The organism is Mycobacterium sp. NGS24 (genome assembly GCF_059813065.1).
The window spans coordinates 321568-338185 of record NZ_JCALDW010000002.1 but is presented as its reverse complement, the minus strand read 5'-3'; the positions used below and the strand labels follow the sequence as shown (position 1 = coordinate 338185).

General features: G+C 66.7%; 3 protein-coding genes. 1 reads left to right on the top strand and 2 read right to left on the bottom strand.

The features are described 5' to 3' along the window. Positions 1-31: 31 nt before the first annotated feature. On the bottom strand, positions 32-1321 hold the full coding sequence (locus AC5Y6Y_RS04400; protein WP_463825137.1) for a condensation domain-containing protein: 1290 nt from the start codon (positions 1319-1321) through the stop codon (positions 32-34). 211 nt (positions 1322-1532) lie between these two features. Beyond that, entirely contained in the window at positions 1533-7808 is a 6276-nt protein-coding gene (gene pks2, locus AC5Y6Y_RS04395) for a sulfolipid-1 biosynthesis phthioceranic/hydroxyphthioceranic acid synthase (RefSeq protein ID WP_473139632.1), read from the bottom strand. Positions 7809-8533: 725 nt separating this feature from the next. Here pks2 and AC5Y6Y_RS04390 point away from each other — a divergent pair. Next, on the top strand, positions 8534-16618 hold the full coding sequence (locus tag AC5Y6Y_RS04390; protein WP_473139633.1) for a type I polyketide synthase: 8085 nt from the start codon (positions 8534-8536) through the stop codon (positions 16616-16618).

The following is a 16618-nucleotide window of genomic DNA, read 5'->3' as shown; positions in this document are numbered from 1 at the left end:
CTTCGCGTAGCGAAGGTGAGCCGTGTCGACTCTATTGCGCCACCCGAACGGGAGTGTTCGCCAACGTGCCGGCCACCACCCGCTGGAACACCGACTTCAGCTGGTCGGTGAAGCGGGTCACCGATTCCCGCGCGATCGGGTTGTTGGGGTAGGACACCATGATCGAGACCTCGTCGAACAGGCGGAACACCGTCGAGTACTTGTACGCCGGGCTGCGTCCGTCGGTGTATGCCGCTGCGTTCACCCCGTCCAGCGCGGTCGCGACGATGCCGGACAGCGGCGGCAGGCCGGCATCCATGTAGCTCATCATCGTGAACTGCGGGCCGGGCTTGCGCAGCCACGGGGCCAATTCCAGGACGCGATCGAAGGGCACCTCTTTGACGTTCATGTTGGCGTCGAAGGATGCCTGGGCGGCGCGCGCCGTCTCCTCGAAAGAGTTCGGGTCGATCGGCACGGTGAAGGGCACGATCCCGGTGAACCAGCCAACCGTCATGTACTCCGCCGGAGTCTTGCGCTTGTCGGTGGGGGTGAGCCCGTAATACGTGAGCTCGCCGGTCATTTCGTAGTACGCCAGGGCGGCGCACGCGAACAGCCCGCCGCTGAACCGGGCATCTGCCTGGCGGCACATGTCCTCGAACTTCGCCGTCTGGTCGGCGGCCAGCAACTGCTCCACGCGGACGTCACCGCCGCACGCGATCGACTGGTCGCCCAAGGGCAGCGGGAAGTCGGGCAGCGTCCCACCGTTGGCTTCGGCGAACTCGACCCAGGTCCGCACCTCCGGCGACTCCAGCGTCATGGACGCAATGGTTTCGGCTTCGCGGATGCAGAAATCGTCGTAACTCGCCGCCGGCGGCATGGTCATCGGGGCCCGGCCCTCGACCAGCGCGTTGTAGTTCATCACGATCTCCACGTACAACCCGGCGATCAGCATCGGATCGCAGTGCAGGTGGTCCACCACCGCGTACAACGCGAATTTGTCTTCGTATTGAATGATGCCGTACCGGAAGCAGTCCCACTGCAACGGATCCGGGGTGGCCATCACGTGGGCTTCCCAGTCGGGCTGCGTCATCGTGCCGTACGTCTTGGCGACGAAGTTGATGTCACGCGGGTTCTTCAGGGTGTGGCGGACGATGTTGTCCGGATCCTTGAACTCGAACCAGCTGTGGTACGTGCCGTGGCGGCGCAGGTGCGTGTTGATGACGTACGTCATGGCGCGAATGTCGCAGCGGCCGGGCACTTCCCACGAGCCCATGATCGCGCGCGAGTAGTCGAGCCCCTTGTCGCGGAACTCGACGTAACCGCGAAGGTGACCCGCCTGCATGCAGCTCGGAGGCACAGGAGTAGCTGGAGCTTGCTGTGCCTTCGCGAGGCACCCGGCAGTCGGCTCCCACGCGATGACGGTGCCCTGACCCGGGTCCCAGTCGTACGCGTTACCGACACGCAAGCTGTCGTGCTCAGACCCTCCGCCTATGAACACGCTTCCTCCTATGTTAGAAGTCCTGCAGGACAAGTCATTTCGCGATCACATCAAGTCATGCGGACACACCTTCTTTGGGTGCCATCTTGTCGACCAGGTGATCCGCCAATCCTCGGACGGTGGTGATGTCCGCGGAGGTGATGCGTACGCCGGTCTGAGCCTCGATGTGCGTGCGCAACTCGAGATTGCCCAGCGAGTCGAGGCCGTACTCCGACAACGGGTGATCGGGGTCGATGTTGCGACGCAGGATCAGCCCGATCTGCTCGGACAGCAGCCGGCGCAACCGGCCGGCCCATTCCTCCAGCGGCAGCTCGGACAACTCGGCGCGCAACTTGCTCGAGCCAGAACGCTTGTCGCCCGCGGTCTTGAACATCTCGAGGAACTTGCTCCGCGCAGCGAACGACGCGATCCACGGTGTCCCGATGAGCGGGGTGTAGCCCGAGTACGCCCGGTCGTGGCGCAGCAGCGCCTCGAACGCGTAGGCACCCTCATCCGGAGCGATCGCGGCGCCGCTGTCCTCGGCGAAGTCCGCGCCGCGGCCGATCTCACCCCACGCGCCCCAGGCGATCGCGGTGGCGGGCAGGCCCTGTGCGCGCCGCCAGGCGGTGAACGCGTCCAACCAGCTGTTGGCCGCCGCGTACGCGCCCTGACCCGGCGAGCCCAGCAACGCGGCCGCTGAGGAGAACGAGCAGAACCAGTCCAGCTCCGCCGTGGCGCACGCCTCGTGCAAGTTCCACGCGCCGTACACCTTGGGAGCCCAGTCCCGGTCGATCAGCTCATCGGTGATGTTGGTCAGCACGGCGTCCTCGACCACCGCGGCACCGTGCAACACGCCACGCAACGGCAGCCCGGTGGCCGTCGCTGTCGCCACCAACTTGTGGGCCGTGTCGAGCTGCGCGATGTCGCCGCACATCACCACCACGTCGGATCCGATCGAACGGATGAGTTCGATTGTCTCCAAAGCCTTTCGCGTCGGCTGCGACCGCGAGCTCAGCACGATCCGGCCGGCTCCGGCCGCGGCCATCTTCTCGGCCAGGAACAATCCCAGACCGCCCAGGCCACCGGTGATGATGTACGAGGCGTCCCGCAGGAACGTCGGCGCCTGCTCCGGGGGCAGGACCACGCTGCTGCGTCCGGCCTGCGGAATGTCCAGGATCAGCTTGCCGGTGTGTTGCGCACCGCTCATCACCCGGATCGCCGTTGCCGCCTCGGCCAGCGGGTAGTGGGTGGCCTCGGGCATCGGCAACTTGCCCTCGGCGGTCAACCGGTACACCGTGCTCAGAATCTCGCTGACCTGCTGCGGGTGGCTGACGGACATGATGCCCACATCCACACCCCAGAACGCCAGGTTCCGGCGGAACGGGAACAGGCCCAGCTTGGTGTCGCCGTAGATGTCACGCTTGCCGATCTCGACGAACCGCCCGCCCAGCGCCAACAGCTTGAGGCCGGCGAGTTGAGCTGCCCCGAACACCGAGTTGAGCACGATGTCGACGCCGTAGCCGTCGGTGTCGCGCCGGATCTGCTCGGCGAAGTCGATGGTGCGGGAGTCGTACACATGCTCGATTCCCATGTCACGCAACAGCTGTCGACGCTGCTCGCTGCCGGCGGTCGCGAAGATTTCCGCACCGGCCATCCGGGCGATCGCGATCGCGGCCTGCCCCACACCGCCGGTCCCCGAGTGGATCAGCACCTTGTCGCCGGCCTTGATGCGGGCCAGGTCGTTCAGGCCGTACCAGGCGGTGGCGTGGGCGGTGGTCACAGCTGCGGCCTGCGCATCGGTCATCCCGGCCGGCAGTTTGGTGGCCAGGCGCGCATCGCAGGTGACGAAGGTGGCCCAGCAGCCGTGCGGAGACATGCCACCGACGTGGTCACCGACCTGGTGGTTGGTGACGCCGGGGCCAACCGCAGTCACCACACCCGCGAAGTCGGTGCCCAGCGCCGGCAGGATCCCGTCGAGGCTCTGGTAGCGGCCGAAAGCGTTCAGCACGTCGGCGAAGTTGATGCTCGACGCGGTGACCGCGACCTCGATCTGCCCGGGCTCCGGGGGAACCCGGTCGAAGGCGGCGAACTCCAGCGTCTGCAGATCACCCGGCGTGCGGATCTGCATGCGCACCCCGTCGCTCTGATGAGACGCGACGGTGGTCTGCCGCTCCTCGGGGCGCAGCGGCGCGGGGCACAGGCGAGCGGTGTACCACTCGTCGTTACGCCACGCCGTCTCGTCTTCGTCGGTGCCGGCCAGCAGCAACTGACGCACGACCTGCTCGGCGTCGGTCTGCTCGTCGATGTCGATGTGGGTGGTGTGCAGGTGCGGGTGCTCGGCGCCGATGACCCGCAGCAACCCGCGCAATCCGCCCTGCTCGAGGTTCGGGACGTCTTCGGTGAGCACGATCTGCGCACCCCGGGTGACGACGAATAGCCGCGGCGCCTCACCCTGGACCTCCGCCAGCTCCGTCGCGATGCGAACCAGGTGGTGGACGTAATCGCTACCGCGGCGCGGTGATTCGCTGTCCGGGGTGCCGTTGCGCGGCGCGGTCAGCACCACCAGTCCGGTGAAGCCGCCACGGTTGAGCTGGTCGCGCAGCCGCTCGGCCATCGCGGCGTGGTCGCCATCCAGATGCCAGGACAACGTCGTCGACTCCGCCTCGTGCAGCTTCATCGTGTCGGTGAGCGACGTCGCCATCAGATCGGCGGCTTCAGAGGTGCTGACGATCAGCCATGAGCCAGGCTCGGTGGCGGCCACGTCAGGCAGTTGCCGCTGTTGCCATTCGACGGTGAGCAGCCGCTCGCCCAGCACGCGAGCCCGCTCGCCACTGGCCGATACACCGGTGCCCATCTGCAGTCCACGGACGGTCAGCACCACGGCGCCGTGCTTGTCGAGCAGGTCGAGGTCGGCCTCGACCGCTCCGCCGGTCGCCGAAGTCACCCGGGAGTGGCAGTACTTGGCGGTGTGGACGGGTCCGTGCAGCCGGAGCTCACGAACGCCCAGGGGAAGCAGCAAACCGCCGAGACTGGCGATCGCGACGCTGGGGTGCGCGGCCACCGACTGGAAGCACGCGTCGAGCAGTGCCGGGTGCACCCCGTAGTTGGTCTGCTGGGTGCGGATGACGCTGGGCAGGGAGATTTCGGCCAGCACCGAGGTGCCGGTTTCTTCCGCGGTGTGTGCGACCGACAGGCCGGTGAAGGCGGGCCCGTACTGAATGCCGCACAGGTCCAGGGCGTCGCGCAGGTCGCCGCCCTGCACGGCACTCGGGTGCACCGACTGCAGGGCCTCGATGTCCTGCGGTGCCGGCGCGGGGTTTTCGTCGGCGGCGTGCAGCACGGCGGAAGCCCGGCGCGCCGAGACCCCGTCCTCGTTGGTCTCGACAGCGAAGTTCAGCTCGTCGGGCACCTCAGCCGTCGCGGTGAGGGTGACCTGAGTTTCCTCGTCGAGCAGCAACATCTGCTCGAACCGGATGTCGCGCACCACGGCGCCGTCGCCGAAGATGGTGCGGGCCGCGGCCAGCGCCATTTCGCAGTAGGCGGCACCGGGCAGGGTGGCGGTGCCGTGCACCTGGTGGTCGCCCAGCCACGGCAGCGCGTCGGTGCCGATCTCGGCCTGCCAGACGTGTCGCTCGGGGTCCTCCGGCAGCCGCACGTGCTGACCCATCAGCGGGTGCACGGCGACGCTTGAACTCAGCGCGCGCGAGCTGTGCCCGTCGCGGCTCAGCAGCAGCGTGCGGTGAGTCCACGCGGGCAGCGGAGCATCGATGAGGTGGCCGTAGGGGTACACGACGGAGAAGTCGACGGTCGCACCCGTCGCGAACAGGTCGCCGACGAAGCCGCGCAAACCGAACGGCAGCGGCTGCTCGCGCCGCATGGCGGCCAGCGCTGCGGCCGTCATGTCGAGGCTGCGTGCGGTCTGGTCCACGGCGTGGGTCAGCAGCGGGTGCGGCGACAGTTCACCGAAGACGCGGTAACCGTCCTCGAGCGCCGCCTGCACCGCCGCCGAGAACCGGACGGTGTGGCGCAGGTTGTCCACCCAGTAGTTGGCGTCGCAGTACGGCTCCTCGCGCGGGTCGAAGGAGGTCGCGGAGTAGTAGGGGATCTCCGGGGTCAACGGCTCGATGTCGGCCAGCGCGTCGTACAGGTCATCCAGAATCGGGTCGACCTGTGGCGAGTGCGACGCCACGTCGACGGCCACTTCGCGGGCCATCACGTCGCGGTCCTCCCACGTTGCGATCATCTCGCGAACGCTCTCGGTGGCACCGCCGATCACGGTGGACTCCGGCGAAGCAACCACCGCGACCACCGCGTCGTTGATGCCACGGGCCATCAGCTCCGAAAGCACCTGCTGGGCAGGCAGCTCCACCGACGCCATGGCTCCGGAACCGGAGATCTTGGTCATCAGCCGGGACCGGCGGCAGATTACGCGTGTGGCGTCTTCCAGGGACAGCGCCCCGGCGACAACGGCCGCCGCGCACTCGCCCATCGAATGGCCGACGACTGCGGCCGGGTTCACACCGTAGGACTTCATCGTCGCCGCCAGCGCTACCTGCATGGTGAACAGGGTCGGCTGCACGCGGTCGATGCCGGTCACCTTGTCGGGCGCGGTCATCGCTTCGGTCACCGAGAAACCGGACTCGGCGGCGATCAACGGCTCGATCTCGGCGACCTTCGCCGCGAAGACCGGCTCGTTCGCCAGCAGATCCGCACCCATGGCGGCCCACTGGGATCCCTGACCGGAGAAGACCCAGACCGGACCGCGTTCCTCCTGACCCACCACTTCTGGGTAGAGCGCTTCGCTGTCGGCGACCTCGCGCAGCGCGGTCACCATCTCCACGGTGTTCCGGGCCAGCACGGTGGTCCGCACCGAACGGTGACCACGGCGGCGCGCCAGGGTGTATGCCAAGTCCCGCGCGGCGAATTCGGTCGCGTGCGCCTCGACCCAGTCGGCCAGCCGCGAAGCGGTCCGGCGCAGGCCGTCTGCAGAGGAAGACGACAGGGGGAGCAGCAGGGTGTCATCGCCGGCCGGGGTGGTGGCGATGCCATTGGGCGAGGTCGGAGCGGGTGCCTGCTCCACGATGGCGTGCACGTTGGTGCCGGAGATTCCCCACGCCGACACGCCTGCGCGGCGCGGACCATCGCCGGCCAGCGGCCACTCGGTGTTTTCCACCGGCAGGAAGAGTTTGGTGTCGATCTGCGCCAGCTCGTCCGACAGCGACTCGAAGTGCAGGTTCTTCGGCACGATGCCGTGCTGAAGGGCGAGGACCGTCTTCATCATCCCGAGTGCGCCGGCAGCCGCCTGGGTGTGCCCAAAGTTGGTCTTGGACGCGCCGATGGCGACCCTGTTGTCTTTGGCGTACACCTTCGAGAGGCTGGTGTACTCGATCGGGTCACCGACCGGTGTGCCGGTTCCGTGCGACTCGACCATGCCGATGCTGCCGGCGTCGACACCCGCGGCCTGCAATGTCGTCTGGTACAGCGCTGCCTGCGCTTCCCCGGAGGGCATGGTGATGTTCGGGGTGCGGCCGTCCTGGTTGGCCGCCGTCGCACGAATGACAGCCAAGATCCGGTCCCCGTCGCGCTGCGCATCCGAAAGACGCTTGAGCAGCAACAGCACGCAACCCTCGCCGGAAACGAAACCGTCGGCGTTGGCATCGAAGGCGTGGCAACGCCCGGTCCCGGACAGCATGCCGCCCGCTGAGGCCGATGCCGACCTGCGCGGCTCCAGCATCACGTTGACGCCGCCCGCGAACGTCATGTCGCTCTCGCCGTCGCTGATGCTGCGGCAAGCCTGGTGAATTGCGAACAATCCGGAAGAACACGCAGTATCGATCGTGGATGCAGGCCCTGCGAGGCCCAGGGCATGGGAGATGCGCCCGGATGCCATGCTGAACAGCGATCCCGGGTTTCCGTACGGACCGTCGAAGGCGTCCGAGGCCATCTGAACTTGCTGATAGTCGGCATAATTCACGCCGACGAAGACACCGGTCTGTTTGGCGATGGTGTCCTTGGTGAGGCCGGCATGCTCCATTGCTTCCCACGCGGTCTCCAGCAGCAGGCGGTGCTGCGGGTCCATCGCAGTGGCTTCTTTTTCACTGATGCCGAAGAATTCGGGATCGAAATCGCCGACGTCTTTCAGGAACGAGCCCCACTTGCAGACCGAGCGTCCGGGCACTCCCGGCTCGGGGTCGTAGTAGTAGTCGTTATCCCAACGGTCGGCAGGAATCTCGGTGACGAAGTCGTCGCCGCGGAGCAGTGCGTCCCACAGCAGGTCTGGTGAATTGATGCCCCCCGGCATCCGGCAGGCCATCCCAATGACAGCTACCGGAGTGACGCCCGTCCTAGCCACTAACCCTCCACCTCTCTGCCTATCCCCAAGTTCCTATCACCGCCGCACGCTCTTATCAGCGCTTCGGTAAATTTCGCTGGACCTTTAATGGGCCTGCAACATTGCAGTGCCGCAATCCAGCCACCTATCGACCCCCGCAGCGAAGCAGCCTGAAGAACTTGATGCGTCCAAAGCGTAGCTGGTTCGTTGCGCACGCGTGGAAAAATCGTGCGATCGTACAAAAATTTTATGTTGCAGTGCACGTGGGCACCTGACCTTCGTCCGGATCTGGACGCATCTCGGCGGCCTGTCGCCGGCCAGGTGCGGACATCGACCGGCTGAGCTGGGGCTTTCATACTTGTTGTGCGACAGTGCAGTACGGCGTGTGTACAGGTCAGCGCGCTCGAGAACCGGGATTTGGGCCCGCAGGTGGGGTGGGGGACGCTCACCAGCCCAGACATGTGATCTACAACACATCGTAATGAGGAAGGCCGCATACGCCGAGTTTGCTCGGACCCGGGCGGCCGACTGGTTCGCCCCCAGCGGAGGGGCTGCGGGCTACAGCGGGTTGAGCGCCGTAGAGGTGCAGTCGGTGAGGCCATATTAGGCGTTGTTGCAACAGCGTGTGCGGCTTTTGGAAGATTTTCATCGGCTATCTGCGGGGAGGTGAAGAGGGCGAAGACAGGGCGCTAAATCCAGATCAAGCTTTGCCCTCCCCGGCCAAATCATCACGGTATCGTCGAGCCGTGTTCGAGCCCTCCATCCCCGTTCTGCTGCGCGAATATGCCGAACTGCGGCCCGACGAGCCGGCGTTCACTTTCGTGGATTACGAGCAGGACCCGGAAGGCAGCGCAGAAACTCTGACCTGGTCGCAGTTGTATCGGCGGATCCGCAATGTCGCGCGGATCTTGCGGACCTATGGGGCGACCGGCGATCGCGCGGTGGTGTTGGCGCCGCAGGGAATGCATTACGTCGTCGCGTTTCTCGGCGCATTGGAAGCCGGTCAGATCGCGGTACCGCTGTCGGCTCCGCAAGGTGGCGCCAGCGACGAGCGCGCCAGTTCGGTCCTGGGCGACGCGTCGCCGACTGCGATTCTGACCACGTCCTCGGTGGCCGGCAGCATCGCCGAACACATCGAGCCGGGGAAAACCGCTCCGGCAATGATCGAACTCGATTTGCTGGATCTCGACACCGCTGATCCAGCCCCACACGAGATCCCCGATCTGCCCGACATCGCCTATCTGCAATACACCTCCGGATCCACCCGCACCCCGGCGGGCGTCGTGATTTCGCACCAGAACATGGTGGTCAACACCCAACAGATCATCGCCAGCTACTACCGGGAGGACGGCGGGATTGCGCCGCCGGATACGACGGTCGTGTCGTGGCTGCCGTTCTTCCACGACATGGGTTTGATTGTGGGCATTAGCATTCCGATCGTTGCCGGGGTGCACGGTGTGCTCTCCAGCCCGCCCGCGTTCCTGCAGCGACCGGCACGCTGGATGCAGTTGTTGGCTACCCACACCCAGCCATTCACCGCGGGCCCCAACATCGCTTTTGAATTGGCGGCGGCGAAGACGTCGGACGACGACCTGGCGGGACTCGACCTGGGTCACGTGCGCAACATCCTCAACGGCGCCGAACGCGTGCAGCCTGCCACGCTGCAACGCTTTGCTGAACGTTTTGCCCGATTCAATCTGCAGCCCAAGGCGCTGCGGCCGTCCTACGGTCTTGCCGAGGCCACCGTGTACGTGGCGACCCGTGAAGCAGTCGGGCCGCCGGAAATCGTGTACTTCGAGTCCGAACAACTGACGGCCGGTGTTGCGAAGCGCTGCGCACCCGGCGAGGGCACGCCGCTGGTCAGTTACGGCACGCCCCAGTCGCCGATCGTGCGCATCGTGGACCCCGAGACCGGCATCGAATGTCCGGCGGAAACGGTCGGGGAAATCTGGACGCACGGCGAGAACGTCGCCGACGGTTATTGGCAGAAGCCCGACGAGTCGGCACGCACGTTCGGTGCAACACTGGTCGACGCCGCCGCCGGCACCCCGGCCGGACCCTGGCTGCGGACCGGGGACCTGGGCTTCTTCTCCGGTGGCGAGATGTTCATCATCGGCCGCATCAAGGATCTGCTGATCGTCTACGGGCGTAACCACTCTCCCGACGACATCGAGGCGACGATCCAGGAGATCACCGCCGGTCGCTGCGTTGCGATCTCGGTCACCGGCGATGACGGCGTCGAGAAACTGGTCACCATCGTCGAGTTCAAAGTGCGCCCGGATGCCGAAGACGCCGCCGCGCGGGTGGGGGCCGTCCGACGCAAAATCACGTCGGCAATAGCAAAAGCGCACGGTCTGAGTGTGGCCGATCTCGTTCTGGTGCCGCCTCATTCCATTCCGCTGACCACGAGCGGCAAGGTCAGGCGGAGGGAGTGCGTACAGCGTTATGGGCGCGATGATTTCACCCGCTGGGACGCGCTGATCGCACGTCCGGAGCCGCACCCGGCCGCCGAGACTGACGTGCGCCCCGCCGCGGACGCGGGTTTGCCGCAACGGCTGCGCGCGCTGCGACATCAGCAGCACGAGCTGCTGGTGGGGCTGGTCTGCGAGCAGGCGGCTGCGGTACTGGGTCATTCCAGCACCAGCGACATCGATGCCGAATCCGCTTTTCAGGACCTCGGCTTCGACTCGGTGAAAGCTACTTATCTGCTGGACCGCCTCAAAGCCGTCACCGAGTTGCCGTTGTCACCCACCCTGGCCTTCGACTATCCGACCCCGGCGGCGTTGGGCGCCTACCTCGGGCAGCTGTTCGGCGGTTCGGTCGCGGCGGGTTCGCCGGTGCCCGCGCAGACGGCGTCGGACGAGCCGATAGCAGTGGTAGGCATGGCCTGCCGGTTTCCCGGGGGAGTGGACTCGGCCGAGGCGTTGTGGGAGCTGGTGGCTGGCGGCACCGACGCAATGGTGGGTTTCCCGACCGATCGCGGTTGGAATCTGACGGATTTGTTCGACTCCGATCCCGACGCCGTCGGCAAGACCTATACCCGTGCCGGTGGGTTCCTGGCCGGGGCGGCCGGGTTCGACGCGGAGTTTTTCGGCATCTCGCCGCGCGAGGCCCAGGCCATGGATCCCCAGCAACGGTTGCTGCTGGAAGTGTGTTGGGAGGCCCTGGAAACCGCCCGACTCGACCCGGCCTCGTTGGTGCGTTCGCAAACCGGGGTGTTCGTCGGCACCTGGTCGCAGCCGTACGGCGCGGAGGCTGCCGGCGGCGCGGAGGGGTACGCGTTGACCGGCCAGTCCACCAGTGTGGCGTCCGGGCGAGTGGCCTACGCACTGGGTCTGCAGGGTCCGGCCATCACGGTGGACACCGCGTGCTCCTCGTCGCTGGTCGCCACCCATCTGGCGTGCCAGTCGCTGCGCAACGGCGAGAGCACTCTGGCGCTGGCGGGTGGGGTCACGGTGATGACGACGCCGCTGATCTTCACCGAGTTCGCCCGGCAACGGGGCTTGGCGGTGGACGGGCGATGCAAAGCGTTCTCCGCCGACGCCGACGGCACGGGCTGGGGTGAAGGCGCAGCGGTCCTGGTCTTGGAGCGGCTCAGCGACGCCCGACTCAACAACCATCCGGTGCTGGCGGTGATCGCGGGATCTGCCATCAACCAGGACGGCGCCTCCAACGGCCTGACCGCACCCAACGGTCCCGCGCAGCAGAACGTGATCCGCCAGGCGGGCGCCAACGCCGGCATCGGCTTGGATCAGGTCGACGTCGTGGAGGCCCACGGTACCGGCACCACCCTCGGCGATCCGATCGAGGCGGGCGCACTGATAGCCACCTACGGTGCCGGCCGCGACCCCGAGCGTCCGCTGTGGCTGGGGTCGATCAAGTCCAACATCGGGCACACTCAGGCCGCGGCGGGCGCCGCCGGGCTGATCAAAATGGTTCAGGCGCTCAATCACGACGTACTGCCCGAGACGCTGCACGTCGATCAACCCAATCCACGTGTCGACTGGTCCGGTGGAGCGGTCCGGCTGCTGACCGAGGCGGTGCCATGGCCGGTCACGGATCATCCCCGTACGGCTGCGGTGTCCTCCTTCGGCATCAGCGGCACCAACGCGCACGTCATCGTGCAGCAGGCCCCTGACGCCGCAATAGATTCCGACGCGTCGGCCAGTGCGGCAACCCCGGTACTGGTGTGGCCGGTCTCGGCGCGCAGTCCGCGGGCCCTGGCCGGTCAAGCCCACCGGTTGCGCGACTACCTGCACGATCACCCCGAAACCGGACTGACCGATCTCGGCTTCAGCCTGGCCACCACCCGTACCCACCACCCGTACCGGGCCGCCATCACCGCAAGTGGCCTCGGCGGAGATCCCCGCCGCGAACTGGTGGAGGGCCTGGAAGCGCTGATTGCCGACCTGCCCCATCCGCACGTGTCGCGCCACCACCTCGCCGCACACCACCAACCGCCGGAGACGGTGTTCGTTTTTCCCGGCCAAGGCGCCCAGTACGCCGGCATGGGCTTGGAGCTGTACCACCATCACCGCGAATTCGCGCGCAGCCTCGACGAGTGCGATGCAGCTCTGCGCCCCGCCACCGGGTGGTCGGTGCTCGGCGTCTTGCGTGAGGAGCCCGACGCGCCGTCGCTGCAGCGGGTGGACGTTGTCCAACCCGTCCTGTTCGCGATCATGGTGTCGCTGGCCGAATTGCTGAAGTCCTACGGGATCGTTCCGGATGCGGTAGTGGGGCATTCGCAGGGCGAGATCGCGGCGGCCTACGTTGCCGGTGCGTTGTCGCTTGCGGACGCTGCCAAGATCGCGGCGCTGCGCAGCCAGGCGCTCACCACACTGTCCGGCAGCGGCGGGATGGTCTCCATTGTGCTTCCCGCACAAGAGCTTCAGCCCCGGCTGCAACGTTGGGACGGAGCTGTCAGCATCGCCGCGATCAACGGGCCGTCGCACACCATTGTCAGTGGCGACCCCGTCGCACTCGAGCAACTCACTGCGGCGTGTGAACGTGACAATATTCAAATACGTTCCATCGCAGTGGATTACGCGTCGCACGGCAGCCAGGTGGAGCGGCTGCGGGACCATCTGTTGACGGAGCTGGCCGGGGTGTCCGCGTCGCCGGCACGCATCCCGCTGTATTCCACCGTGGACAGCGCGCGATCGGGTCAGCCGCTCGACACCACCGAGATGAACGCCGACTACTGGTATCGCAACCTGCGGGAGCCGGTTCGGTTCCACGACGTGGTCGCCGAGTTGCTGGGCCAGCGCGAGCGCTTGTTTGTGGAATTGTCGCCGCACCCGGTGCTGGCTGCGGCGATCACCGACACACTGGCCGGCACCCCCGAGCGGCCCGGCTCGGCGGTGCTCACCATGCTGCATCGCGACCGGTCGGACCTGGACACCGTGGCTGCCGCGCTGGGTCAACTCCACAACCACGGCAAATCGCCGTCCTGGGCGGCGCTCTACCCCGACGCCCGAGCCGTTGGGCTACCCACGTATGCCTTCCAGCACCGTTCCTATTGGGCGACGCCCACTCCGGTGTCCGGAGCCGCCGGACTGGACACCAGTGTTGAAGGCGCGCTGTGGCAAGCCGTCGACGCCGAGGCGGTTGACGCCTTCGCTGAGGTATTGGGCTTGGGCGACCAGGTAACCGGGTCGTCCCTGGAAGCTGTCGTGCGCGCCCTGCGGCAGTGGCGCGGCGACGTCGGCGTTCGGTCAGCGGCGAACACATTGCGCTACCGCGTCGACTGGCGTGCAGTGACCCCGAACACTTTCCCGACCACTCGTCGTCGCTGGCTGGTGCTGGCGTTCCCGGAACAAGCCCACGATGCCTGGGTCGCCGGTATCGCCGAGAAGTTCGCGACCGACGTGCTCACGGTAGATCCGAGCGAACTCGGCCGAGAGTCGTTGTCCGCCTTGTTGAAGACGGCCAGTGCGCGGGCCCACTATGACGGGATCGTCTCGTTCCTGGCCACCGACGAACGACCACACCCCGACTTCTCGGGCCTATCGGTTGGTCTGCTCTCCACACATTCTCTTGCGCAAGCACATTGCGATTCCGGTCTCGGAATTCCGTTGTGGGTCATCACCCAGGGCGGTGCGACGGTATCCACCGACGATGACCCGCCGAGTCCGAGCCAGGCCGCTGCGTGGGGGCTGGGACAGTCGGTGTGCCTCGAGCACCCGGACCTGTGGGGCGGATTGGTTGATCTCCCGCCGAGCGCGACACCGCGCGACATCGCCCACCTGTACGCGATTTTGAGCTGCGTGCAGGACGAAGACCAACTCGCGATCCGGCAACAGGGCGTGAGCGCGCGTCGATTGGTCGCGGCGCCGTTGGTGCAAGAACGTGCCGGCAGCTGGACGGCTTCGGGAGCGGCTCTGATCACCGGTGCTACCGGGCGGCTGGGTAAGCACCTGGTCGGTTGGCTCGCCGAGGCCGGCGCCAATCCCATTGTGCTAGTAAGTCGCAACGCTACCGAACACCCGCAGACCGCTGAACTGGCCCAGACATTGCAGGCCCGCGGGGTGACTGTCGCAGCGTATTCGGTGGATGTGAGCAACCGGACGGCGTTGGCGGCCGCGCTTGCCGGCATCCGCGCCGCCCACGGTCCGCTGCGGACCGTCGTGCATGCGGCGGCAGCTATCGGATGGAACTCCATCTCCGACACGACCGCTGAGGAGCTCGCCGACAGTTACGCCGCGAAGGCGGTCGGTGCGGACAATCTGGTTGAACTGCTGGAGAAAGACCCACCCGAGACCTTCATCCTGTTCTCGTCTGCGGCTGCGACTTGGGGCGGCGCCCAGCAAGGTGCCTACGCCGCCGCCAACGCTCACATAGATGCGCTGGCAATTCGGTTGCGCCGCAATGGAATCAGGGCAGTGGCACCGGCTTACGGCCTGTGGGCGGACGAGGCCAGCAGTATGCCCGCCGAGGTGCTGGACATCTTCCAGCGAATCGGTGTCAATCCGATCCCACCGACGACTGCGCTGGCCGGACTGCGGCAGGCCATCGACGCCGACGACACCTTGATCACCCTCGCGGATGTGACATGGGATCGGTTCCTGCCCGCGTTCACCGTACGTCGCTCACATCCGTTCCTGACCGAATTGACGGCACGCGCGAGTGGCAGCGAAATCGACCGGGTGACGCCTGAACCCGGGGTCCGGGATCAGCTGGCCGGCCAAACCGCGGAACAGCAGCTCGATACGCTGACCGCGTTGGTGACCAACGCCACCGCCGCGGTGTTGGCCCACCACGATCCGGAAGCCCTCGACACCGGGCTTGCGTTTAAAGATCTCGGCATCGACTCGCTGACCGCACTGGAACTGCGCAATACCCTCAGCGCGCAAACCGGGCTGACCTTGCCTGCGTCCCTGGTCTTCGAGCACCCGACCCCGTCGTCGCTCGCCGGCCACTTGCGGGAACTGCTCACCGATGCCGCTGCGCCGGCCGCTTCGACACTTCAGCCCACCACGGTCGAGGACCAGCCCGCGGACAATCTGCTCGAATACCTCGACCAGGCAGCATTTCTCGCAACCCGGGCGGTGCACGGTGCCCTGATTCAGGTGACCTGGATTTACAACCGCGGTGCTGACCTCGACGCGCTGCGGCGCTTCCACCAGAACCTCGGATCGGGGATGTTCGGTCGCCTGGTCGAGCGGTCGCCATTGCCGTTCGCGCGCGACCGCTGGGTGTTGGCGCCGGCGCCGCAAGACATGGACGTCGTCGCTACGCCGCGGCGGCGCGCCGACGTGAGCGAGTGGGCCGACGAGCGGGCGCGGCTACCCATCGACCCGGAATGGGGTCCCGGCTGGCATCTCGGGGTCCTACCGCTCGAGGACGGCGGCACGGCCGTCAGTCTGGTGGTTTCCCATGCTGTCGTCGACGCCATCGCATTCGGCCAGGCGATCGCTGATGCCGCCGAGGGCAGAACACACGACCTGGGGTATCCACCCGCGGGGTCGCGTCCCCGCAGGCGCGCGCTGCGCGAGGACTTCCGGCAAACCGTCAAAGAACTCCCCGATGTCGGTCATGCGCTGGTGGCGGTGGCGCGACGGGCGCGGCGTGACCGCAAGGAACTGACATCATCGATCAAAGCTGCGCCGCCTGCCCAGCTCTCGGCCGATGCGGATCAGACTATCGAGATGCCTGCCCTGACGGCGTACATCGGGCTCGCGGAGTGGGATAACCTCGCGAAAACCCTTGGTGCCAGCAGCCATTCGCTGGTGGCGGGGGTCGCATGCCGACTCGCGGTGCGGGTCGGAAGGGTGAATGACGACGGAGCGGTCACGCTGCGGCTGGTGGCGAACCTGCGAACCAACGGAGACATCCGCGGCAACGCGATCACAGCTGTGGACGTCGCCGTCGATCCCACACCCGTGGCGACGGACCTTCGGGACCTGCACCTCAAGATCACCCAAACCATCCTCGAGGCGATGGACAATTCCGACAACGAATGGTTGGCGCCCCTCCCGCTGACACCGCTGACACCGAAGCGGGTGGTCCGGCGCCTGGCGGGGGTGGCAGCCGGTGGCGCCACGCTGCCGGTGACTGTCTCCAACATCGGCGAATTGCCCCCGGCGCTGAACCGGCCCGACGGCACCGACGCCGACGAAGCGCACATGCGACCGTTCGAACCTGGCATGAAGAAGAGCACACTCGAGCGCATGGGGGGACAACTGCTGCTGGTTTCCGGGCGGGACCGCGGCAAGATCTTCATCAGGATTTCCGCGTACCTGCTCGGTCAGCCGAACACCAAAGACGTTCTGCGCGAACTCATTGTGAGTACGTTCGCCGAATTCGGTCTGACGCCGGAGATCGACTGGTAG